At 66.8% G+C, this 22,140-nt stretch carries 20 protein-coding genes; 5 read left to right on the top strand and 15 right to left on the bottom strand.

All coding sequences use genetic code 11. The annotated features are described in order from the left end of the window. Positions 1-6 precede the first annotated feature (6 nt). Genes Q0579_RS14340 through Q0579_RS14325 form a run of 4 tightly spaced genes read right to left on the bottom strand, consistent with a single transcriptional unit; the run spans position 7 to position 4,530 of the window. A complete protein-coding gene (locus tag Q0579_RS14340) occupies positions 7-762 on the bottom strand; it encodes a nucleotidyltransferase family protein (RefSeq protein WP_298813543.1) in 756 nt (251 codons plus the stop codon). After that, positions 759-1,736 carry a phosphotransferase gene (locus tag Q0579_RS14335; protein WP_298813750.1) on the bottom strand — a complete coding sequence of 326 codons (978 nt, stop codon included), beginning with the start codon at positions 1,734-1,736 and terminating at the stop codon, positions 759-761. Before Q0579_RS14335 ends, Q0579_RS14340 begins: the two co-directional genes overlap by 4 nt. A gap of 11 nt (positions 1,737-1,747) precedes the next feature. Then, positions 1,748-2,203, bottom strand: coding sequence for a tRNA (adenosine(37)-N6)-threonylcarbamoyltransferase complex ATPase subunit type 1 TsaE (gene tsaE, locus Q0579_RS14330; protein WP_298813541.1), 456 nt, complete (start codon positions 2,201-2,203; stop codon positions 1,748-1,750). After that, positions 2,200-4,530, bottom strand: a complete 2,331-nt coding sequence (locus tag Q0579_RS14325) for a PAS domain-containing sensor histidine kinase (RefSeq protein WP_298813539.1) — start codon at positions 4,528-4,530, stop codon at positions 2,200-2,202. Before Q0579_RS14325 ends, tsaE begins: the two co-directional genes overlap by 4 nt. A 226-nt stretch (positions 4,531-4,756) precedes the next feature. Here Q0579_RS14325 and Q0579_RS14320 point away from each other — a divergent pair, with 226 nt between their 5' ends. Next, a complete protein-coding gene (locus tag Q0579_RS14320) occupies positions 4,757-7,816 on the top strand; it encodes a TonB-dependent receptor (RefSeq protein WP_298813537.1) in 3,060 nt (1,019 codons plus the stop codon). Between the two features lie 146 nt (positions 7,817-7,962). Here the strand turns inward: Q0579_RS14320 and ahcY are convergent, their stop codons facing one another. Then, positions 7,963-9,363, bottom strand: coding sequence for an adenosylhomocysteinase (ahcY, locus tag Q0579_RS14315; protein WP_298813748.1), 1,401 nt, complete (start codon positions 9,361-9,363; stop codon positions 7,963-7,965). Between the two features lie 251 nt (positions 9,364-9,614). Continuing rightward, entirely contained in the window at positions 9,615-10,175 is a 561-nt protein-coding gene (locus Q0579_RS14310) for a YqgE/AlgH family protein (protein WP_298813535.1), read from the bottom strand. Positions 10,176-10,275: 100 nt separating this feature from the next. Here Q0579_RS14310 and Q0579_RS14305 point away from each other — a divergent pair, with 100 nt between their 5' ends. The 3 genes from Q0579_RS14305 to Q0579_RS14295 all read left to right on the top strand — a co-directional run bounded on the left by Q0579_RS14305 (position 10,276) and on the right by Q0579_RS14295 (position 13,027). Further along, on the top strand, positions 10,276-10,755 hold the full coding sequence (locus Q0579_RS14305) for a peroxiredoxin (RefSeq protein WP_298813533.1): 480 nt from the start codon (positions 10,276-10,278) through the stop codon (positions 10,753-10,755). A 96-nt stretch (positions 10,756-10,851) separates the two neighbouring features. Beyond that, a complete protein-coding gene (locus Q0579_RS14300; protein ID WP_298813531.1) occupies positions 10,852-12,282 on the top strand; it encodes an AMP nucleosidase in 1,431 nt (476 codons plus the stop codon). Positions 12,283-12,376: 94 nt separating this feature from the next. Continuing rightward, a complete protein-coding gene (locus Q0579_RS14295; RefSeq protein ID WP_298813529.1) occupies positions 12,377-13,027 on the top strand; it encodes a hypothetical protein in 651 nt (216 codons plus the stop codon). A 93-nt stretch (positions 13,028-13,120) separates the two neighbouring features. Here the strand turns inward: Q0579_RS14295 and Q0579_RS14290 are convergent, their stop codons facing one another. The 5 genes from Q0579_RS14290 to Q0579_RS14270 form a co-directional block, all read right to left on the bottom strand. After that, positions 13,121-13,888, bottom strand: coding sequence for an alpha/beta hydrolase (locus Q0579_RS14290; RefSeq protein WP_298813526.1), 768 nt, complete (start codon positions 13,886-13,888; stop codon positions 13,121-13,123). After that, a complete protein-coding gene (locus Q0579_RS14285) occupies positions 13,872-14,324 on the bottom strand; it encodes a GFA family protein (protein WP_298813524.1) in 453 nt (150 codons plus the stop codon). Before Q0579_RS14285 ends, Q0579_RS14290 begins: the two co-directional genes overlap by 17 nt. Positions 14,325-14,369: 45 nt before the next feature. Further along, the gene (locus Q0579_RS14280) at positions 14,370-14,819 is read right to left on the bottom strand and encodes a hypothetical protein (protein WP_298813523.1); all 450 of its coding nucleotides are present in this window, start codon (positions 14,817-14,819) and stop codon (positions 14,370-14,372) included. A 5-nt stretch (positions 14,820-14,824) separates the two neighbouring features. Next, complete coding sequence (locus Q0579_RS14275) at positions 14,825-15,853, bottom strand: aspartate-semialdehyde dehydrogenase (protein ID WP_298813521.1); 1,029 nt, start codon at positions 15,851-15,853, stop codon at positions 14,825-14,827. A gap of 64 nt (positions 15,854-15,917) precedes the next feature. Further along, complete coding sequence (locus Q0579_RS14270; RefSeq protein ID WP_298813519.1) at positions 15,918-18,203, bottom strand: DPP IV N-terminal domain-containing protein; 2,286 nt, start codon at positions 18,201-18,203, stop codon at positions 15,918-15,920. Positions 18,204-18,330: 127 nt separating this feature from the next. Here Q0579_RS14270 and Q0579_RS14265 point away from each other — a divergent pair, with 127 nt between their 5' ends. After that, positions 18,331-19,245, top strand: a complete 915-nt coding sequence (locus Q0579_RS14265) for an NAD(P)/FAD-dependent oxidoreductase (protein ID WP_298813517.1) — start codon at positions 18,331-18,333, stop codon at positions 19,243-19,245. 140 nt (positions 19,246-19,385) lie between these two features. On the opposite strand, the gene rimM is transcribed toward Q0579_RS14265, so the two are convergent. From rimM to ffh, 4 genes are all read right to left on the bottom strand, one after another. Then, on the bottom strand, positions 19,386-19,841 hold the full coding sequence (gene rimM, locus Q0579_RS14260) for a ribosome maturation factor RimM (RefSeq protein WP_298813515.1): 456 nt from the start codon (positions 19,839-19,841) through the stop codon (positions 19,386-19,388). Positions 19,842-19,890: 49 nt separating this feature from the next. After that, positions 19,891-20,025 (bottom strand): hypothetical protein, encoded by a 135-nt coding sequence (locus tag Q0579_RS14255; protein WP_298813513.1) that lies wholly within the window; start codon positions 20,023-20,025, stop codon positions 19,891-19,893. A 96-nt stretch (positions 20,026-20,121) separates the two neighbouring features. Next, the gene (gene rpsP, locus Q0579_RS14250) at positions 20,122-20,511 is read right to left on the bottom strand and encodes a 30S ribosomal protein S16 (RefSeq protein ID WP_298813511.1); all 390 of its coding nucleotides are present in this window, start codon (positions 20,509-20,511) and stop codon (positions 20,122-20,124) included. A 55-nt stretch (positions 20,512-20,566) separates the two neighbouring features. Beyond that, complete coding sequence (gene ffh, locus Q0579_RS14245; RefSeq protein WP_298813509.1) at positions 20,567-22,108, bottom strand: signal recognition particle protein; 1,542 nt, start codon at positions 22,106-22,108, stop codon at positions 20,567-20,569. Positions 22,109-22,140: the final 32 nt, after the last annotated feature.

Here is a 22,140-nt window from a genome sequence, read left to right as displayed (position 1 = left end):
CGGCGCTCAGCCATCCGCCAGGATCGCCTCGGTCCGCGCAATCGCGCCCGGCGTGCCGACGTCGAACCACAATCCCTGATGCACCACCCCGAACGCGCGCCCCGCCGCGATCGCGCGGTCCCAGAACAGGTTGGTCGAGAACGGACCCTCTGGCCAGTCGGCGATCACGCGCGGCGACAGGATCTGCACGCCGGTATAAACAAACGGCGCGACACGGCCCGGCCGGCGCCGCCCGGTGATCCTGCCGGCTGCATCGATGTGGAAATCTCCCTGGCCGCGGTGGTTGTGCGCGCGGGCATACGGCACCAGCAGCAACAGCGCGTCCATCGCGTCGTCGTCCCAACGCGACGCCAGCAGCCGGATCGCGTCGGTCGGCCCGTCGAGCCACAGATTGTCGCTATTGACGACCAGGAACGGCGCGTCGCCCAGCATCTCGCGTGCCTTGACCAGCCCGCCGCCGGTTTCGAGCAACTGCGCGCGCTCGTCGGACACGATGATGTCGAGGCCCGAGACACGGTGCGTGACATGCGCCTCCAGCGCGTCGGCGAGATAATGGACGTTGACCACCGTGCGCTCGACGCCGGCATCGCGCAGCCGGTCAAACACGTGGTCGATCAACGGCTTGCCCGCGACCGGGATCAGCGGCTTGGGACGCAGCGCGGTCAGCGGGCGCATCCGCTTGCCCAGCCCCGCCGCCATCACCATCGCGGTCTTCGGCACGCCCGCATCGGGCACCGGGCGGATGTAGCGTGGGCGTGTCACGCCGCGCTTCCGCGCACGAGCATCGGGTCGCCGCGCAGCTCGGGCGGAATGTTCGCGTCGAACCAGCGCGCGACAGGGGCGAGCACCGGGTGGCTCAGGTCGCGCTCCAGATACGCCCAGACGCGCGGGCACAATGCCGGGTAGCGCGGCTTGCCGTCGCGCTGCCACAATCTCGTGAAGATGCCGACGATCTTCGCGTTCCGCTGCGCGCCGAGCACGTGATAGGCATCAAGGAACGCCGAACCCGCGTCCGTTGCCGCGGTGTAGCGCGCGAGCATTGCCTCCTCGATCGAGGGCTCCACGTCGCGCCGCGCGTCCTGCAGCAGCGACACGAGATCATAGGCCGGGTGCCCGGCCAGCGCGTCCTGAAAATCGAGCAACCCCAGCGACCGCTCCGGCCCGACCAGCATCAGATTCTCGGCATGATAGTCGCGCAGCACCGTCACCGGCTGCGCGGTCAGCGCGTGGTGCAGCACCTCGTCCCACGCCGCGCGGTAGCCGTCTCCGTCGACGGCCAACCCGATCGCGGGGCAGTACCATTCCACCAGCAACCCCGCCTCACGCTGCAACTCGGCGAGATCGTAGGCGCGCCAGTCACCCGCGGGATGGCGGTGCAACGCGACCAGCACGTCGACCGCCGCCGAGTAGAGCGGCATTAGTGCGTCGGCATTGGCGTCGACCGTTTCGCGCATGCGCACCTCGCCGAAATCCTCCAGCAACACCAGCCCGCGCTCGAGATCGATCGCGTGGATCGCAGGGGCAGCGAACCCGCGCTCGTTCAGCCACTGCGCCACGCCGATGAACGGGCGCGGGTCCTCGTGCGGCGGCGGCGCATCCATCAGTACCGCACGACGCCCCCCCGCCTCGACGCGAAAGTAACGCCGGAACGAGGCGTCACCCGCCAACGGCTCGATCGTGGCGCCGTGCCAGCCAGCGCTGTCGAGAAACGCGGCGGCGTGCGGCGGCGGCATCATGTCGCCGGAAATCATCTCGGTGCCCATCGCCGCTCCCATGCCGCCGACGCGTGCCAAGTCAAGCTGCGCCCGCCGGCTGGTGCGCGCGCGAAGGTCAGGTGCAGCGGATCGCGCCAGATGCTCGCCGGCACGCGCTCGGGCCACTCGACCAGTAGCGCCGAATCGTACAGCGCGTCGTCGAGCCCCAGCTCCTCCAGTTCCCCCGCGTCCTCGATCCGGTACAAATCGGCGTGCACCACCGGCAGGCGCACCTCGGGCAGTGCATAAGGCTGCAGAATCGCGAACGTCGGGCTCGGTGCCTCGCCCGCCAGCCCCAGGCCTGCCAACACGCCGCGCGCGAAGCTCGTCTTGCCCATCCCGAGTCGGCCCGACAGCAGCACGACGTCGCCCGCGCGCAGCACCGGCGCCAAGCTACGCCCCAGCGCCTCCGTCGCCGCCGCGTCCGCCAGGAACAATTCACCGCTCATCGCCGCGGCAACTCGACCGTGACGAGCGAGCCCTGCCCCGGCTCGCTCACCAGCGACACCGTGCCGCCGTGCGCCTCGACGAACTGTTTCGCGAGCGGCAGGCCGAGCCCCAGCGCGCGCTCCTGCCCCGGGGTGATGCCGGGCTGCGCGAAACGGTCGAACGCGCGCGCCGCCTCCTCCGCGGTCATCCCCGCTCCGTCGTCGGAGACGACGATCCGCGCGCGCTTGGAATCGCCATCGACGTGGAGCAGCACGCGCCCGCCGGCGCGCGTCGCGCCGACCGCGTGGCGCAGCAGATGCTCGACCGCCTCGCGGATGCGGCGACGATCGGCGTGGACGCGCCCGGCGGTACGCTGCACCTCGACCACGAACTCGATCCGGTGCCGCCTGGCCGATGCGGTCAGCGCGTCCGCCGCCGCGCGCACCACCGCGCCGAGCTCGAGATCCTCGCGCTCCAGCGTCGCGCTGTCCGCCTGCGTGAGATCGAGCACGTCGTCGATCAGCACGCCCAATCGCTCGACCGAGTCGAGGATCGCGTCGACATAGGCGATCGCCTCACCCGACAGCGTTCCCGCATAACCACCGTGCAGCATCTCGGCGAACCCGCTGATCGAGGTCAGCGGCGTACGCAATTCGTAGCTCATGTTGGCGACGAACGCAGTCTTGACCCGGTCCGCTGCCTCCAACGCCTCGTTGCGGTCGCGCAGCGCCTGCTCGATCCGGCGGCTGTCGGAGATGTCGAGCATCGTCACCAACGCGTTGCCGTCGGGCAGCGGCACCGCCGCGAACTCGAAGTGGCGCCCATCAGCCAGTGCGACCCGGCCGCCGCGCTGCTTGCGCTCGACCGTCGCGTAGCGGACCAGCTCGGAGACGAGCGCGGCGCGCGCCTGGTTGGCGAGCTGCGGCGCGAGCCGCTCGGCGATCGCGTCGACGCGCGGGTGCCCGGCGAGGAACTCCTCCTCGAAATTCCACAGCGCGCGAAAACGGTTGTTCCACAATTGCAGCCGGCCATCGGCGGCGAACACGCCCAGCGCCTCGAACAGATTGTCGAACGTCGCGGTGCGCACCCGCAGCAACGTGTCGCGCGCGCTGGCGAGTTGCACCTGCTCGGTCCGGTCCTCGAAGATCAGCAGCAGCCCGCCGTCGGGCAGCGGTTGCGCCACGACGCGCAAGTGCGTGCCGCCGGGCAGATGCCAATTCTCCTCCGCCGCGCCATCCGCGTTCAGGAACCAGCCGCGCCGCTCCGCCTTCCACCCCGGAAAGTCGCGCACCTCGGGCACGCGCCCGGCCTCGCGCATGCGTTCCAGCACGCGGTCGAACTCGGGCCGGTCCGACAACCACTCACGCCGCATCGCGAACATGCGCCGGAACGGCTGGTTGCAGAAGATCAGACTCCGGTCGCGCCCGAACTGTACCACGCCCGCGGACAATCGGTCGAGCATCGCGCGTTGCGCCTCGGCGAAGCGCTTCTCGCGCGCATTTGCCTGTTCCAGCTCCTCGATATCGATCGCAAAACCGGCGACCCCGCCGACCGGCAGCGGCACGTCGAAGAGCTTGAGCGCGCGTCGCGCCCCACCGATCGTCGCCGGCAGCACGCGCTCCTGCGGTCGCCCGCTGTCGCGCGCCGCGATCGCACCCGCGCGCGGTCCGCCCTGCCCCGACCCTTCGGTCAGCTCCAGCCCGCGCGCGATCACGCTCGCCGCATCGCGCGCCTCGACCGCGGTGACGTAGGCGGAGTTGACCATGGCGAGCTGCAGGTCGGCGTCGCGGTACCACATCGGCAGTGGTGCCGCCTCGATCAGGCCGCTCAGCGCCGCGAATGCCTCGTTCAGTTCGGCCGTTTCCTCGCGCAGCCGCGCGACCTGTTCCTCGCTCGCGGTCACGTCGCTGAACCACAGCACCAGCTCGTCACTGCGCCGCTCGCCGGTGACGCGCAACGCACGCGCATTATCACGCGTGCGAACGACGCGTGCGAACGGACGCGCGGCGCGACGCAGCGCGTCCACGTCGCGGGTCAGCCCCGCCACCTCGTCCGCCGCGAGCCCCCAGTCTGCCGCACGAAGCTCCGACACGCTGCGTGGCGCGCTCGACCAGCCGAGCCACTCGGCCACGCGCGGGGCAACCTCGATCCCCCCGTCCGACCGGATCAGCAGCGACTGCGCTGGAGCAGAGGCGAGCAACGCCGTCAGCCGCACATGTGCATGAACCAACCCGGCAGCGGCCGCACGCGCTCGCAGACCTGCGGCGAGCATATAGGCTGCCAGCGCTACGAAGATCGCGAGCACCGCACCCGCGGCGACGAAGGTCCATCCTCCGCTCACGATCATGCTGGTGTCGATCTCGGCATCATGACAGCCCTATCCCGCTTGCCTCACCCCAGCAAGAATGCGGCGTGCTGTTGGCAGGTGTTGCACGATCGTCACATTTGTAAGTTATTACGGGCAGTGATGTTGCCGTACCTATCCTCTTCTGACCGGCGCGCATAAACGCGGGGCGAACCCATCGGTCAGCGATGCTGCCCGACTGCCGTTCAAGGTATTCGAGAGGATTTCGATGATATCGTCTTCACGCCAGCGTCTGCTGGCCACCACTCTTCTGGCTGGCGCTACGCTGGTTGCCACGCCGAGCTTCGCGCAGGACGCAGCAAACCCGGCACGCGCCGCGCAGACTGGCGCGGCGAGCGAAGCAGAGGCGTCGGCACCCGATGCGACGCAGGGGCAAGGCGGTGTTAACGCTCAAGATGCCACGACCACAAGCACGACGGACCCCGCCGCGGAGGCAAACGGAGCCGCTGGTCAGGGCGACGAGCCCGCAGGCGATATCGTCGTCACCGGGTCGCGTATCGCGTCACCGTCGGCGACGGCTGCGTCACCGCTGCAGGTAATCGGTGCGGCACAGATCCAACAGTCCGGCGTCATCAACGTTCAGGACGTGCTGCTGCAGAATCCGACCTTTGGCGTTCCGAGCGTCAGCCGCACCAATTCGAGCTTTTCGACCCAGGGCGCTGGCATCGCAACGGTCAACCTGCGTAACCTTGGCGAGGACCGCACGTTGGTCCTGGTCAACGGTCGACGCTTCGTCTCGGGGCTGCCGGGCAGCCAGGCGGTCGACCTGAACGTCATTCCGACGCAGTTCATCGAACGTATCGATACCCTGACCGGTGGCGCTTCGGCGGTGTACGGATCGGACGCGGTCGCAGGCGTCGTTAACTTTGTCTACAAGACCAAGTTCGACGGCCTGCAGCTCGACGCGCAGACCGGGATTTCGCAGTACGGCGATGGTTTCGATCGTCAGGTCAACCTGCTGGCGGGCAAGAACTTCGCCGACGGTCGCGGTAACATCATGGTGTTCGGCGGCTATTCGAAGCAGGGCACCGTGTTGAAACGCGATCGCTCCACCGAGGCAGGCTCGAGCGCCGTTGATCGCACCAGCCTTGCCAATCTGACCGGCCTCGACGCCGACCTTTTCACGCCGGTCGAGCTGCTGTCGGGCTTCACACCGGGTGGCCGCTTCTACGCGGGCGATCGCACCTTCAGCTACGGCAACGACAACGTGTTGCGCGACTGCACCGACGTTAGCTGCGGCGGCTTCAATCGTTCCGACTTCCGGTACCTGGCGGTTCCGGTCGAGCGGTACACGGCCGCCATGCGCGGTAACTTCGAAGTGTCGTCAGCGCTGAACCTTTTCGTCGAGGGCAATTACGCGAAGACGAAGGCGAATACGGAAATCGAGCCGTTCCCGTTGTCTTCCGATCTCGTGAACCTGTCGAACGGCGGCAACATCAACGTCGAGAATCAGTTCGGTCGCAATCCGTTCGTCCCCGATGCGATCTATAATGCGGCGACCGACACGGACGGCGACGGTTACCGCGACATCTATTTTGATCGACGCTTGGCTGATTTCGGGCCACGGACCAGCCGCTCAAACCGCGACTTGTTCCGCATCGCGGGCGGTGCGAACGGCAAATTCGGCGCGACCGAACAGTTCAGCTACGAAGTGTACGGCATCTACGGCCAGACCAAGGACAGTCAGGTCGGCAGCGGACAGTACGACAGCCGCCGTTTCCTGCAGGCGCTGAATTCCTATCGTAACCCGGTAACGGGCGCGATCGAATGCGTGGATGCGGCTGCGCGTGCCGATGGCTGCGTGCCGGCCAACCTGTTCGGCATCAACAGCCTCGCACCCGCTGCGGCATATATCGAGGCGCCAACGACGCTTGACTCCAAGGTGACGCAGACGGTCGCTGGCGGCAACGTTTCGGGCAAGCTGTTCTCGCTCTTCGGCGCCGACCCGATCGGGTTCAGCGTTGGTGGGGAATATCGCCGCGAGACGAGCTCAAACGCGTTCGATCTGCTGACGCAACAAGGCCTGAACGGCAACAACGCGCTTCCGTCGACGCGGGGCAGCTTTCACCTGTTCGAAGGGTTCGGCGAGACGATCGTTCCGCTGCTGCAGGATCGGCCTTTCTTTCATTCGCTGTCGATCCGGGGCGCGGTGCGCGTATCGGACTATTCGACGATCGGCACGACGGTCAGCTACAATTACGGCGGTGAATGGGCACCGATCCAGGATGTTCGCTTCCGCGTGATGCAGGCGCGTTCGGTGCGGGCGCCGAACATCAATGAGCTGTTCCAACCGGCGCAGCAGGATTTCCCATCGGGTCTGCAGGATCCGTGTCTGGGCGTTACCGCCAACACGGCGGGCACGCTGGGCACGCAGTGCCGCGCGGCCGCGGGCGTTGCCGCCAACATCGCGGCGAACGGCGCGTTCACGGGCAATCAGGCCGATCTGCAGGGGATCACCAGCTTTGGCGGCGGCAACCCGGCTCTTCAGGAAGAAAAGGGCGACTCCTTTACCGCCGGTGTCGTAATCAACCCGCGCTCGATTGCGGGACTGCGCAACCTCGTAGTCACGGTTGATTATTATAACATCCGCATCAAGGACGCGATCGTCAGCACGCCGCTGCAGTTCATCCTGAACCAGTGCTACAATGGAGGCCTGCAGCAATTCTGCGATCTGATCGTCCGTCGTGCTGCTCCGGTTGGGCCCAACAGCGCTGGATCATTGGACGAGGTCAACACCTCGCCGGTGAACAGCGGCGGCGTGAAGACGTCGGGCCTCGACGTGGTCGTGGACTGGCGCACCAACCTCGCTAATCTCGGGCTGGCAGGTAATCTGAACCTGAAGGGCTCGTACACGCACCTGATCAGCGGCTATACTATCCCGGCTCCGGGTGCCGAGCGTGACTATTTCGCGGGTGAGCTCGGCGCATCGCGCGACCGCTTCACGGTCGTGTCCGGTTACGACCTCGACGGCGTTGGCCTGACGGTTACGGGCACGTGGCTGGGCCAGGCTAGCCTGGACGATCAGTTCACCGGTGCACGGCCGGGCAGCAACATCGCGTACCGCGTCCGTCCGCAATTCTACCTCGACTCGCAGCTGCGTTTCCGGACGGCCGACAATTTCGAGTTCTACGTCGGCGGGTTCAACCTCCTGAACAACAAGCCTCCGTTCGTCGCGGACATCGGCTCGGATGCGGGTCAGGATACCTATACCAGCGCGTACGATCCGCTTGGCCGCCGCTACTATGCTGGGTTCCGCCTCAGCTTCTGAGCCGCACCCGATCGGGTATTTGAAAAGGCGCCGCGGATCGAACCGCGGCGCCTTTTTTTTGCTCGCGACCGAAACAAATAAGCGGGAACGAAAAAGGGCGGAGCCGAAGCCCCGCCCTTCCTAAGCGCCAGCGTGTATGCTGGTGATCAGTAACGGTAATGATCCGGCTTGAACGGGCCTTCCACCGGCACGCCGATGTAGCCCGCCTGCTTCGGGGTCAGTTGCGACAGCTTCACGCCCAGCTTCTCCAGGTGCAGCGCCGCGACCTTTTCGTCGAGGTGCTTGGGCAGGACGTAGACCTGGTTCTGATAGTTCTCACCCTTGGTCCACAGCTCGATCTGCGCGAGCGTCTGGTTGGTGAAGCTCGCCGACATGACGAACGACGGGTGGCCGGTCGCACAACCCAGGTTCACCAACCGGCCCTTCGCCAGGATGATGATCTGCTTGCCATCGGGGAACTTAACCAAGTCAGTGCCCGGCTTGACCTCGGTCCACTCGTAATTGTCGAGCGCCGCAATCTGGATCTCGCTGTCGAAGTGGCCGATGTTGCACACGATCGACATCGGCTTCATCGCCTTCATGTGATCGGCGGTGATGACGTCGGCGTTGCCGGTTGCGGTGCAGAAGATATCGGCGCGCTTGACCGCCTCATCCATCGTCACGACCTCGAAGCCTTCCATCGCGGCCTGAAGCGCGCAGATCGGGTCGATCTCGGTCACCATCACGCGCGCGCCGCCGTTGCGCAAGCTCTGCGCCGAACCCTTGCCGACGTCACCGAAGCCCGCAACGCACGCGACCTTGCCCGCCAGCATCACGTCAGTCGCCCGACGGATCGCGTCGACCAGCGATTCCTTGCAGCCGTACAGATTGTCGAACTTCGACTTGGTCACCGAGTCGTTGACGTTGATCGCGGGGAACGGCAGCTCGCCCTTCTTCGCGATCTCGTACAAACGGTGGACGCCGGTCGTCGTCTCTTCCGACACGCCCTTGAGGTTCTTGACCGTCTCGGTAAGGTAACCCGGCTTCTTGGCGATAAATGCCTTGAGCGCGCGCTGGAACTCGACCTCTTCGGCGTTCTCGGGCTCGCCCAAGCTCTCACCGCGCTCGAGCTTCGCACCCCAGAGCGCGAACATCGTGGCGTCGCCGCCGTCGTCGAGGATGATGTTGGCGGTCTGGCCGTTGCCGTCATCCCAGTCGAAGATGTTACCGACATAATCCCAGTAATCGGCCAGGCTCTCGCCCTTGACCGCGAACACCGGAATGCCTGCCGCCGCGATCGCGGCCGCCGCATGATCCTGGGTCGAGAAGATGTTGCACGTCGCCCAGCGCACGTCGGCACCGAGCGCGGTCAGCGTCTCGATCAACACCGCGGTCTGGATCGTCATGTGGAGCGAGCCGGTGATCCGCGCGCCCTTGAGCGGCTGCGACGCGCCGAACTCCTCGCGCAGTGCCATCAGACCCGGCATCTCGGTTTCGGCAATCTCGATCTCCTTGCGACCGAAATCGGCGAGGCCGATGTCTGCGATGACGTAATCGTTGTTGTCCAAAACGGGGGCGGTCGCCACGGCGTTTCTCCAATCGTGTGAGGCCGCCCAAGGTGAACACACGCACCGGACGACATGCCGGGCGCTTTAGCGACGCCAGCGCGACCGGGCAAATATAAAGATATCTTTATATGTCGAGTGAGGTCAGCCAGCCCAAGGGCTAGGCCGACCGCACTCGACCGGCCGGCGGCGCCCAAGCGCCGACCGACGACGCGGGATTAACTCCCGCGTCGCGAGCCTCTACAGAGCAGCACCTAAGCCCGCCCTCCTTCAAACCCCAGCAAGCGCGGATCGACGCCCGCCACCCGGAAGCCACGTCGCCAGCGCTCCTCCGCCGGCGTCTCGAACAGCATCGCGTCGTCGTCGGCAACGTTGAGCCAGCCGTGTCGCGTCAATTCCTCATCGAGCTGCCCCGCGCCCCAGCCCGCGTAACCGAGTGCGACGATCCAGCGCGACGGCCCCGTCCCGCCGGCGATCGCGCGCAGCACGTCGAGCGTGCTCGACAACGACCAGCGCCCCGCGACCGACAGGGTGTCCTGCCCGCCCCAGTCGGTCGAGTGGAGCACGAACCCGCGCCGCGCCTCTACCGGGCCACCGAAATGCACCGGCGCGTTAGGTGCAGCGCCCGGCGCGATCTCGAGCTGTTCCAGCACGTCGTGGAGGCCCAGGCCGTTGATCGTCACGCCAACACCGATCCCCAGCGCGCCGTCCTCGTCGTGGCTGCACATCGCGATCACCGAATGTTCAAAGCGCGGATCGCCGATCCCCGGCATGGCGAGCAGGAACTGTCCGGTCAGATAGCGCGTCTCTTCCATCCACATAGTCTAGGCACGTGCACGCGCGTGCGCCAAGACTTGTGTTAGCTGATCCCCCGCGCGACAGCGTGGTCACCGATCTCACAGGAGTAACACGAACATGACGATCAGCGTCGGCGAGCGACTGCCGCAGGTAAAGCTCACCAAGATGACCGCCGAAGGCCCCGAGCCGGTCGACACGGGCGATTACTTCAAGGGCAAGCGCGTCGCGCTGTTCGCGGTCCCCGGTGCATTCACCCCCACGTGCTCGGCCAAGCACCTGCCCGGCTTCGTCGACAAGGATGCCGACCTGAAGGCCAAAGGCATCGACGAAATCGTGTGCACCTCGGTCAATGATCCATTCGTGCTGGGCGCGTGGTCGAAATCGTCGAACGCTGACGGTGTGACGATGCTGGCGGACGGCAACGGCGACTTCGCGGAAGCGCTGGGCCTCACGATGGACGGCAGCAAGTTCGGCATGGGCAAGCGCAGCCAGCGTTATTCGATGGTCGTCAACGACGGCACGGTCGAGCAATTGAACGTCGAGGGTCCGGGCGAGTTCAGCGTCAGTTCCGCCGATCACATGCTCGGCCAGCTCTGATCAACGGCGGCGAGGCAGCGGGCGGCGTCAACGCGCCGCCCGCTTTGTTCGGCTAGCGGACTTGAAAGCGCAACACACCGGGCATAATCGCTGGTGATGACTGCTGCCGACATCGTCCGCGAACTGGACCGCCTCTACACCGCCTCGGTCGAACGGCTGAAAACCGCCGTTGCTGCCTATATCGCCGATCGCACCGAGCCCGACCCGGCGTGGCGCAAGGACGGCTCGTTCGCTTATCCCGAAATCCGTATCCGCTTCTCGGGCGCGCCGTCGCGCACCGCGCCGCCGCGCTCGTTCGGCCGCCTCGTCACACCAGGCGAGTACCGGATCAGCGTGACCAAGCCCGATCTGTTCCGCGATTACCTCGTAGAGCAATTGACCTTCCTGATCGAGGATTACGAGGTCCAGGTCGACGCGGTGCCGGGACGGCAGGAGATCCCCTTCCCCTACGTGCTCGACGCCGGCAGCGCCTTGAGCCTCGACCAAGTGTCCGCCGCCGAGCTCGCGCGCTGGTTCCCGACCACCGAGCTCGCGTACATCGGCGACGAGATCGCCGACGGCCTGTGGGCATCGTTCGACGGCACGCGCCCGCTCGCGCTATTCGACGGGCTGCGCACCGATTTCAGCCTCGCGCGACTGCGCCATTATACCGGCACTCCGCCCGAGCACGTCCAGCGCTACGTGCTGTTCACCAATTACCACCGATACGTCGACGAGTTCGTCCGTTGGGCCGCGGCACAGGTCGGCGGCAACTCGCGCTTCACCGCGCTCTCGGGCCCGGGCGGCGTCATGTTCCGCGCCGGCGACGATCCCGCCATGCTCGACGACAGCGCGTGGCGGCGGTTGCAGATGCCGGCCTATCATCTGATGGCCGACGATCGCACCGGCATCACGCTCGTCAACATCGGCGTCGGCCCTTCAAATGCCAAGACGATCTGCGACCATCTCGCGGTCATGCGACCGGAGGCATGGCTGATGATCGGCCACTGCGGCGGGCTGCGCCCCAGCCAGCGGATCGGCGACTATGTCCTGGCGCACGCCTATCTGCGCGACGACCATGTGCTCGACGACATGCTGCCGCCCGAGATCCCGGTCCCCGCCATCGCCGAGGTTCAGCAGGCGCTCGCCCGCGCCGCTGAGACGATCTCGGGCCAGTCGGGCGAGGAATTGAAGCGGCGTCTGCGCACCGGCACCATCGTCACCACCGACGACCGCAACTGGGAGCTGCGCTACGCCCGCTCGGCGCTGCGCTTCTCGCTCAGCCGCGCGGTCGCGATCGACATGGAGTCGGCGACGATCGCCGCTCAAGGATACCGCTTCCGCGTTCCCTACGGCACGCTCCTGTGCGTCTCCGACAAGCCCCTGCACGGCGAGTTGAAATTGCCGGGTCAGGCCAACCGCTTCTACGAACGCGCGATCAGCGAACACATGCGGATCGGCATCGAAACGTGCGAGGAACTGCGCCGCGAGGGAGACCGGCTTCACAGCCGCAAGCTGCGCGCATTCAACGAGCCGCCGTTCCGCTGAGGACCAGCGCTTGATCTTGGTTGGCACGCGGCAGCGGAAACCCACGTCCGGCCATGCGTTACGCAGGCGGAATCATTTCTGCTGGGAGCTGACCATGGCCGACGAGAGCGACACCCCGACCCCGCCGCCGAGCAACCCGGCTCCTGCGACGCCGCGCCGTCGCGCACCGCGCAAGACGACGGCGGCGAAGCCTGCCGGAAAGCCCAAGGCGCCGGCCAGGACCGACGCTGAGACGCAAACTCCCACCAAGCCGGCGAAGGCGCCGCCGAAACCGCGCTCAACCAAGCGAAGCACGCCCAAGCCCGCGGCGAAACCCGCCGCCAAGACCCGCGTGGCTGAAACTGCGCATGAGGTCAGCGAGGCCGTCGCCGAGGCCGAAGAACGCGCGGCCAAGGTGGCAAAGACCGCCGCACGCCGTACCCGCTCGAACGCGAAGAAAGCGACGACCACCGCCGCCAAAATGACCGACAAGGTCGGCGGCAAATGGGGTGCTGCTGCGATCGCGGGTGGAGTGGCCGCGATCGGTGCGGCGGCAACCGCCGCCTTGCTGTCGCTGCGTAGCTCATCCGCCAAATCGAAGGGCTATCAGCCAGCACTCCTGCCGGGTGCGGCGAAGCAGCCTGGCGCGGCAACGCCCAGCGTCAGCGCGCACCAGCCCGATGGTACCGACGCGTCGCAATCGTTCGAAGCCGGGATCGCGGATGAGAATACGATCCCCGACGCGGGCGTGCCTAAAACGTCCTGAGCCGGAGCGAGCGCCGCGCCGTCACTCGTCACTCATCACCAGCTCGGCATTCGTCACGCGTAACGGCGGCCGGCTCCCGCCGCGGTCGTGCGGCTAACGCCGCAGGAACGCCGCGATCACCTGACCCAGCTCGGCTTTGGTCACCGCGCTCATGTGGTTGCCGGGCACCTCGGCGTAACGGCCGTTGGGCAGTGCGTCAGCAAGCTCCTGCGCCGATCCGTTGTCGTCGTCATCCGCGCCGGCCGCGACCAGGACCGGTTGCGTGATCGCCCTGAGCGCGGCGCGCGGTGTGTCGACAAAGGTGTCGAGCACGCGCAGGAGCGCTTCCGGGTCGCCCTTGGTGGTCTTGAGGAACGCCTCGGTCAGCCACTCGCGGCTGCCGCGCTCGAAGCTGCCGAGATTGGTCAGCACGTTGCGGAAATAGCCGCCCCGCCCTGCCGTCGAGGTGATCCCCGCCAGCCCCATCCCAGACAGCACGACGCGCGCGGGCGTCGCCCCGTTCGCCAGCATCCTGACGGTCGTGCGCGCGCCGAGCGAATAGCCGCCCAGGTCGTAGTCGGTGAGCCCCAGATGCGCGACCAGCGCCAGTCCGTCACGCATCAGCGCGTCCGCCGGATAGCGCGCCGCATCGTGTGGCTTGGCGCTGTGGCCGTGACCGCGCAGGTCGGGCATGATGACGCGGAAACCTTCCGCCGCGATCGCCGCGGCGTGGCCGTAGCGCAGCCAGTTGGTTTTCGCGTCGGAGAAATAGCCGTGGATCAGCACCACCGGCCGCCCCTCGCCCAGTTCTCGCCACGCGACACGCGTGCCGTCGAAGCTATCGAAGAACTGCGGCTCGATCTCGTTACCCGTCACGCGCATTCTCCCATTTGGCGACGAGCGGCTGATATTCGTCGCTGCGCAGCCGTGGCAAGTCCGCGGTGTCGAGCCACGCCGCGTGATGGCTTTCCCAGCCGAAATGCGACGTCGGGCGAAAACGCGACGGATCGTCGAAGCTGCCCAGCGTCAGATCGATCTTCGCCGGCCGTCCGTCCGCTGGGCCATCGACATATTCGAACGTCAGCGGCGTGCCGCATGCCGAGCAGAACCCACGCCGCGCGATCGGTGAGGAGGCGAACCGGTCGGGCTCGCGCGTCCATGTGACCGCGTCGCGCATCACCTGCTTGTATGCGGCCGCCACACCGCCGGTCGCGCGCTGGCACATCCGGCAGTGGCACAGGTACGCGTCGTCACCCTCCACCTGCGCGGTGTAGCGAACCCGCCCGCACTGGCACCCGCCCGCCATCTGCTCACCCATCAGCATATCCTCCGCGAAGCGCCCCCGGCCAAGCGCCCATGCCGGTCAGCCGGGATAGATGCTCGTCGTCGTCGTTACCACGCGCCAGACGCCATCGGTGCGCCGTTCCCAGACGTTGAGCCCCGTGCCCGGCAGATGCACCTCGATCATCGCGCGGTCCCCGCTGACGAGCGGGCCGCGCAGGTCGAAGCAAGCGGCCGCGGTGCTGATGGGAACGCCGCCGATCGTCGCGTCTTTGATGCCGCCTCCGCCGCGGAAGGTGCCTTGTGCGTAGAGGTCAGTGTATCCGGGCGGCGCAGGTGGGTCGACGCGCCGCATTTCATCAGCCGGCTGCCACGGCGCGATGACACGGTTGACGCAGAGCTTCTGCCCCGGCGCGGTCCGCGCGACCTCCTCCATCGCAGCGTCGGCGATCGCTGCGATCTCGTTGCGCGGATTGGGCTGGCACGCGGACGCGGCGAGGAGCACGATCAACCCCGCCGCTGCGCGCCGCATGGGGATCAGTCCGCCTTCTTCAGGTGCCGCCGTCCGAGCAGCTCGGCGATCTGCACCGCGTTCAGGGCGGCGCCTTTGCGCAGATTGTCGCTGACGCACCACAAGGACAGGCCATTGTCGACCGTCGGGTCCTCACGCACGCGGCTGACGTAGGTCGCATCGTCGCCCGCTGCCTCGACCGGCGTGATGTATCCCTCGTCCTCGCGCTTGTCGACGAGCAGCACGCCCGGTGCCTCGCGCAGGATACGCTGCGCTTCCTCGGCGGAGATCTCGTTCTCGAACTCGACGTTCAGCGCCTCGGAATGGCCGACGAAGACGGGCACGCGCACGCAGGTCGCGGTTACCTTGATCTTGGCACCCAGGATCTTCTTGGTCTCGACCACCATCTTCCATTCTTCCTTCGTCGACCCGTCGTCGAGGAAGCTGTCGATGTGCGGAATGACGTTGAACGCGATCTGCTTGGTGAACTTCTTCGCTTCGGCCGGATCACCGACGAAGATGTTGCGGCTCTGCTCGAACAGCTCGTCCATGCCGACCTTGCCCGCGCCCGAGACGGACTGATAGGTTGCGACCACGACGCGCTTGATCGTCGCGGCATCGTGCAGTGGCTTCAGCGCCACCACCATCTGCGCGGTCGAGCAGTTCGGGTTGGCGATGATGTTCTTGGCGCGATACCCGTCGATTGCGTCGGCGTTCACCTCCGGCACGATCAATGGCACGTCCGGGTCCATGCGGTACAGCGACGAATTGTCGATCACGGTGCATCCCGCCGCCGCGAACTTGGGCGCGTAGACCTGCGTCGCCTCGCTTCCGATCGCGAACAGCGCCATGTCCCACCCAGCGGGATCGAAATGCTCGATGTTCTGCACCTTGAGCATGCGCCCGGTGTCGCCATACTCGATCTGGTCGCCCTGGCTGCGCGACGATGCCAGCACCGCGATCTCGTCGGCGGGAAACTGCCGCTCGGCCAGGATGTTGACCATCTCGCGCCCGACATTCCCGGTCGCACCCGCAACCACCACCCGGTAACCCATCAACCGCACCCCTCAATAACTCGCCGCGGCTCTAGCCGCCCGACTTGGCGTCGCCAACCAAGCTTTACTTGGCCGCATCCTTCGCGGCCGCCCGCTTGTTCTTCACCGTGCGGTCGAGGAAGTTCAGGATCGTCGTCCACAGATGCTCGCTGATGCCTGGACCGCCGACGCGGTGCGTCTGGCCCGGGTACATCATCATCTCGAACGGTGTCGCGGTCTTCTGCAACTCGGCCGCCAGCTTGGTCGAGTTGTCGAGAAACACGTTGTCGTCCGCCATGCCATGGATCAGCAGCAGCGGGTCGCGGATCTTGGCCGCGTCCGCAATCGCGCCCGACGCAGAATAAGCCTCGGGCACCTGCCGCGGATCGCCCATGTAGCGTTCGGTGTAATGCGTGTCGTACAATCGCCAGTCGGTCACCGGCGCGCCGGCCACCGCGGCGGCGTACACGCCCGGCGTCTTTTCCAGCATCTTGACCGACATATATCCCCCGTACGACCAGCCGTAGGTCGCGATCTTGTCGGGCGCGACGAACGGCAGCGTTTTCAGATAATCCGCCCCGGCCTTCTGATCCTCGACCTCGACCGTACCCATCGCGTGATAGATCGTGTCCTCGAACGCCTTGCCGCGATTGATCGAGCCGCGATTGTCGAGCTGGAAGAAAATCCAGCCCTGGCTCACCAGATATTGCGCCAACGCGCCGTTCCAATTGCGCATCACTTGCTGGCTGTGCGGCCCACCGTAATGCTGGAAGAACACCGGGTAGCGGCGCCCTTTCTCCAGCTTGGGCGTGATCATCTGCCAGTAGAGCGGCGTCCCGTCCGCGGCCTTCAACGTGCCGAACTCGGTCGGGCGGTGCGCCGCCACGAACGGCGCGTATGGGTGATCGCCCGCGACACGGTTCTCGTTGATCCACGCGACGCGCTTGCCGCTCGCGTCCGCGAGGTAGGTCTGCGCCGGTTGCTGCGGGTTCGACCGGGTCACGATGAACCGCGTCCCCGATCCGTCCGCGGTCGCCGCATTCCACCAGCCGCGCTCGGTCAGCCGTGTGATCGCGCGGGACTTCATGTCCAGCGCGTAGAGCTGCTGCTCCAGCACATCGTCCTTGTTGGCGAGGAAGTAGACACGCCCCGCCGCCTCGTCGACCGCGACCAACCCGGTCACGACCCACGGCCCGCTCGTCAACTGCTGCCACGCGCCGGCGCGCCACAGGCACAGATGCCCGAACCCGTCGCGTTCGGAGCGCCACAGCACGCTGCCGTCGCCCAGCACGCGGTATGCGTCGGTCAGGTTGATCCAGCTCTTGGCACCCGCCTGTTCGGTGAACATGACGCTCGACTTGCCCGTCGCCGGGTCGACGCGCAGCATGTCGAGCCGCGTCTGAGCGCGGTTCTCGCGCTGGACGAGCAGCGCCGAGCCATCGGGCGTCCAGTCGACCCGCGCCAGATAGATGTCGGGATCGGTGCCGAGGTCGACCTTCACCTGCCCCGATCCGTCGGGCTTCATCATATAGAGATCGACGATCGCGTTGGGCGTCCCTGCCGCGGGATAGCGCTGCTGGTAGATGCTCGTCCCCGACGCGCCGATCGAGGCGCGCGTCGCGACATGGACCGGCGCCTCGTCAAAGCGCTCGACCGCGATGTAGCGCTCGTCGGGCGACCACCAGTACCCTGTCCGGCGGTCCATTTCCTCCTGCGCGACGAACTCGGCCTCGCCCCAGTGGACGGTGCCCGCGCCGCCCTTCGTCACCGTCTTCGCGGCACCGCCGGCGAGCGGCGCGACTTGCAAATTCTGGTCGCGCACGAACGCGATGTAGCGCCCGCGCGGGCTGATCGTCGGGTTGAGCGCGCCCTGCGTTCCCTCCAGCTTGCGCGCGTTGCCGTCGCGCCCGGCCAAGAACAATTCGCCGTCGATCGGCACCAGCAGGCTCTGCCCGTCGGGTGACCAGTCATATTGCAGCACGCCGGTCTTGCCAGTGAGCGAGCGATCGCGCTCGCGCTGCATCTTGGCGGCTTCGGACAATTCGGCACCGCTGCCCAGCTTCTTGCTGTCGACCAGCATCCGCTCCGCACCCGTCCTGGTGTCGAGCGCCCACAGATCATAGCGCTGCCGCTCGTCGGCGCGGTTGCGCACCGAGGTCAGCAGCGTGCCGTCGGGCGACAGCCGCAGCGACTGCGGTTGCGGTCCGGCGAGATCGGGGCTGCCGAACACCCGCGCCAGCGTCAGCGTCGATGCGCTCGCTTCGGCCTTGTGGCCTCGCGTCACGCCCGCACGATCAGCGGCCACCGCGCTGCCTCCGCTCGCGCACGCGATCGCCGCTGCCGCCACACTCACGCTCCACCATGACCGCATCTCATCCTCCGCGCCGCGCTGCTGCGGCTTGTCTCCTGCCCGATTAGCGACCGCGTCGGCGATAGACCACCCGGCGCTATCCGATGCGCAGACGGAACCGTAATCGTTACGCCGTGTTGCCCGCGCGATGACCGAGGACGATTGCATCATCATCGGCGGTGGCCCCGCGGGGCTGACCGCCGCAATCTATCTCGCGCGCTATCACCTGCGCGTGCGGCTGTTCGACAGCGGATCGAGCCGCGCGGCGATGATCCCGTGTACGCGCAATCACGCCGGCTACCCGGACGGTATCGCGGGCAAGGAACTGCTCGCGCTGATGCTCGAACAGGCCGAGAAGTACGGCGTCCATCGCCAGGGCGTTCGCGTCGAGCAGCTCCGTCGTGACAACGACGGCTTCGCTTTGGAGACCGAGGACGGCAGCTACCGTGCCCGCGCCGTCCTGCTGGCGACGGGCGTCGTCAACCATCGCCCGCGCCACCTGCTGCCCGACGTCCACGACCTGGCGCTCGAACGTGGCCTGCTGCGCTATTGCCCGGTCTGCGACGGCTACGAGGTAACCGACAAGAAGGTCGGCGTGATCGGCACGGGCGACCACGGCTCACGCGAGGCTTTGTTCCTGCGCAGCTATACGCGCGACGTGACGCTGATCGCGCCCGAGGCCGAGCACGCGCTCGACCCCGCGTGCGCCGCCAAGCTCGACGAGGCCGGCATCGCGCGCGTCAACGGTCCGTGCGGCAATTACGCGATCGAGGGGGAACAACTCGCCTTCGATACCGCGCGCGGACGTATGGCGTTCGACAGCGTCTACCCCGCGCTTGGTTCACGCATCCGCTCGCGCCTCGCGGTCAAAGCGGGCGCGGCGGCGACCGACACCGGCTGTCTGGAGGTCGACGACCACCAGCGTACCAGCATCCCCGGCCTGTTCGCCGCCGGTGATGTCGTGAAGGGGCTGGACCAGATCAGCCACGCAATGGGCGAGGCCGGTGTCGCAGCAACAACGATCCGCAACATGCTGAGCGAACAGAAGCCGCTCTGGCGGTGACCCAGGCTAGGTGGTGATCGCCCCGACGTAGTTGATCCGAGGCGACCTACGCTGTCGTACTGAACCAAAAAAGGTGTTCCCGCGTCATGTCCGGAGACGACGGGTGCGCAGCGCTTCGCCCGATCGAGCGCGATTTGCGCTCACTCCACAAACGCCGCCTCGATCACCAACCGCGTGTCATCCCACTCCGGCACCGCGCTCATCGGCACCATGAAGCGCTTGCCCGGTCGTCCATCAACGGGTGGACGCTCGATCTCGATCACGTCGCCCGCACCGAAATTCTCCACGGCGACGACGTGGCCTAGCGGTTCGCCCTCAGTCGAGGCAGCCGCGAGTCCGATCAGATCGGCATGATAATATTCGCCCTCTGCGAGCGGCGGCAGCGCATCGCGCGGCACACTCAACACGGTACCGCGCATCGCCTCGGCAGCATTGCGATCGGCGACTTCCTTGAAGCGCGCGATCGTCCCGTTGCGCAACGACACGAGGTTAAGCGCACCGTCGTTGAACGACCGGTGCGCCTCCAACTGCTCGGCAAAGACCTTCAGTTTCACCTCGCCGCCGACGCCGTGTGCACCGATGATCGCGGCAAGCACAACCTGCCCCGGCGGTACCGCTCGCGCAGGTGCCGCCGAGGAACTCGGTTCACGCGGCGGCTGGGGAGCCGTCGTCGCCGCCGGGGGCATCGTCGGCGCCTTCTGCTGGCTCGGTGGACGATGCCCCCTGGTTCGTGGCGTCTTCATGGTCGTCTGACTGCGTGCGCTGGTCGGGATCGGTCAAGGCATGCTCCTCTCGTGATAACAAGGGAACGCACGATGTCCGATCCGGTGCCGGCCGGTGCGAACACCGACCGGTCGACACAGCGCCAATCTGGGCTCAGGCTTCCGCTGCCTCGGTTTCGGCCGGAGCGTTGGCGGCTTCCTGCGCTGCCTTCAGCTTCTCCGTACGCTCCTCGGCGCGCTCGGTCGCCTTCTCGCCGGGCTTGCCCTTGGTCGGATTGTTGCGCGCGGCGCGCTCCTTCACCCCGGCCTTGTCGAGGAAGCGGGCGACACGATCGGTCGGCTGCGCGCCGACGCCGATCCAGTGCTTCGCGCGCTCGGCATCGAGCACCACGCGCTTCTCGTCGTCCTTGCCGAGCAGCGGGTTGTAGTTGCCGATCTTCTCGATGAACTTGCCGTCACGCGGGGACCGCGCGTCGGCGACGACGATGCGGTAGTAAGGACGCTTCTTGGAACCACCACGCGACAAACGAATGCTCAGTGCCATGTTAGTCTTCTTCCTTCTTCGACTTTGAACGCCCGCCGCAGCGGGCACGTGAAACTTACTTCTTGAACTTGAACCCGCCGGGCAGCCCCGGCAGCCCGCCCGGACCGGCGCCCGGCAGCCCCTTGGCCCCCGGCAGCCCCGGCATGCCCGCCAGGCTGCCGCCCGGTCCGCCCGCCTTGGACATCATGTCGCCGAGTTCCGCACCGCCCAGCGCGTTGCCGAGCCCGCCGAGGCCGCCCTTGCCGAGCATCCCCAGCAAACCCTTCATCCCGCCCATCTTCTTGATCTTCTTCATGGCGGTCTGCATTTCCAGGTGCATCTTCAACAGTTTGTTGACTTCCTGCACGTTGGTGCCGGAACCCTTGGCAATGCGGATCTTGCGCTTGGCATTGATCAGCTCGGGCTTGGCGCGCTCCTTGGCGGTCATCGAGGTGATCATCGCGTCCATGCGCAGCAGGATCTTCTCGTCCACCGCGCCCGACTGCATCGCCTTTTGCGCGCCTTTCATGCCCGGCAGCATGCCGGCCAGCGCGCCGAGACCGCCCATCCGCTGCATCTGGCTGAGCTGCGCGCGCAGGTCGTTCATGTCGAACTGACCCTTGGCGAGCCGCGCGGTCATCCGCTCGGCATCTTCCTGCTGGATCGCCTCCGCAGCGCGCTCCACCAGGCTGACGACGTCGCCCATGCCCAGAATGCGGCCAGCGACGCGGCTCGGCTGGAACGCTTCCAGCGCGTCCATCTTTTCGCCCACGCCCGCGAACTTGATCGGCTTGCCGGTGACCGCGCGCATCGACAGCGCGGCACCACCGCGCGCGTCGCCGTCCATGCGCGTCAGCACCACGCCCGTCAGCGGCACCTGTTCGGAGAAGTTCTGCGCGACGTTGACCGCGTCCTGGCCGGTCAGCGAGTCAACGACGAGCAGGATCTCGTTCGGCGTCGTGACCTCGGCCACCGCCTTCATCTCGTCCATTAGCGCCTGATCGACATGCAGGCGACCCGCGGTGTCGAGCATCAGCACGTCGAAGCCCTGCAGCTTCGCCGCCTGTAGCGCGCGCCGGGCGATGTCGACCGGCTGCTGCCCCGGCACGATCGGCAGCGTCGCCACCTCGACCTGGGTGCCCAGTGTCGCCAGCTGCTCCTGCGCATTCGGGCGATTGACGTCCAACGACGCCATCAGCACCTTCTTGGTTGCACGCCCGGTGATCGAACCCTTGGACAGCCGCCGCGCGATCTTGGCGGTGGTGGTCGTTTTGCCCGATCCTTGCAGGCCAACCATCATCACGACCGCGGGCGGCGCGACGTCGAGCTTGAGTTCGGCCGCTTCCGCGTCGTCGCCGCCCAGCATCTCGACCAGTGCGTCGTTGACGATCTTGACGACCTGCTGGCCCGGCGTGACCGAGCGGAGCACGTTCTGCCCGATCGCCGCCTCGGTCGCCTTGTCGACGAACTGACGCGCGACGGGCAGCGCCACGTCGGCTTCGAGCAGCGCGATGCGGACCTCGCGCATCGCCTGACGCACGTCGGCCTCGGTCAGCGCGCCACGGCCGCGCAGCCGGTCGAACACTCCACCAAGACGATCGCTGAGGCTCTCGAACATCCCAATTCCTTCCGCCGGCACCATCGCTGATC

Origin of the sequence: uncultured Sphingomonas sp. (assembly GCF_936927845.1) — a bacterium.
Classification (GTDB): Bacteria; Pseudomonadota; Alphaproteobacteria; order Sphingomonadales; family Sphingomonadaceae; genus Sphingomonas.
Note: the sequence above shows the minus strand (reverse complement) of the source record. Positions and strands in the feature narration are given on the sequence as shown.

What these genes read in the sequence shown, in the direction of transcription:
- Q0579_RS14335 (WP_298813750.1), bottom strand. Translation starts at nt 1,736, where the DNA reads ATGATGCCGCCGCCGCACGCCGCCGCGTTTCTCGACAGCGCTGGCTGG.
- Q0579_RS14300 (WP_298813531.1), top strand. Translation starts at nt 10,852, where the DNA reads ATGACTGCTGCCGACATCGTCCGCGAACTGGACCGCCTCTACACCGCC.
- Q0579_RS14295 (WP_298813529.1), top strand. Translation starts at nt 12,377, where the DNA reads ATGGCCGACGAGAGCGACACCCCGACCCCGCCGCCGAGCAACCCGGCT.
- Q0579_RS14275 (WP_298813521.1), bottom strand. Translation starts at nt 15,853, where the DNA reads ATGGGTTACCGGGTGGTGGTTGCGGGTGCGACCGGGAATGTCGGGCGC.
- Q0579_RS14270 (WP_298813519.1), bottom strand. Translation starts at nt 18,203, where the DNA reads ATGCGGTCATGGTGGAGCGTGAGTGTGGCGGCAGCGGCGATCGCGTGC.
- Q0579_RS14320 (WP_298813537.1), top strand. Translation starts at nt 4,757, where the DNA reads ATGATATCGTCTTCACGCCAGCGTCTGCTGGCCACCACTCTTCTGGCT.
- Q0579_RS14310 (WP_298813535.1), bottom strand. Translation starts at nt 10,175, where the DNA reads ATGGAAGAGACGCGCTATCTGACCGGACAGTTCCTGCTCGCCATGCCG.
- Q0579_RS14265 (WP_298813517.1), top strand. Translation starts at nt 18,331, where the DNA reads ATGACCGAGGACGATTGCATCATCATCGGCGGTGGCCCCGCGGGGCTG.
- tsaE (WP_298813541.1), bottom strand. Translation starts at nt 2,203, where the DNA reads ATGAGCGGTGAATTGTTCCTGGCGGACGCGGCGGCGACGGAGGCGCTG.
- ffh (WP_298813509.1), bottom strand. Translation starts at nt 22,108, where the DNA reads ATGTTCGAGAGCCTCAGCGATCGTCTTGGTGGAGTGTTCGACCGGCTG.
- Q0579_RS14280 (WP_298813523.1), bottom strand. Translation starts at nt 14,819, where the DNA reads ATGCGGCGCGCAGCGGCGGGGTTGATCGTGCTCCTCGCCGCGTCCGCG.
- Q0579_RS14285 (WP_298813524.1), bottom strand. Translation starts at nt 14,324, where the DNA reads ATGGGTGAGCAGATGGCGGGCGGGTGCCAGTGCGGGCGGGTTCGCTAC.
- Q0579_RS14305 (WP_298813533.1), top strand. Translation starts at nt 10,276, where the DNA reads ATGACGATCAGCGTCGGCGAGCGACTGCCGCAGGTAAAGCTCACCAAG.
- Q0579_RS14290 (WP_298813526.1), bottom strand. Translation starts at nt 13,888, where the DNA reads ATGCGCGTGACGGGTAACGAGATCGAGCCGCAGTTCTTCGATAGCTTC.
- rpsP (WP_298813511.1), bottom strand. Translation starts at nt 20,511, where the DNA reads ATGGCACTGAGCATTCGTTTGTCGCGTGGTGGTTCCAAGAAGCGTCCT.
- Q0579_RS14325 (WP_298813539.1), bottom strand. Translation starts at nt 4,530, where the DNA reads ATGATCGTGAGCGGAGGATGGACCTTCGTCGCCGCGGGTGCGGTGCTC.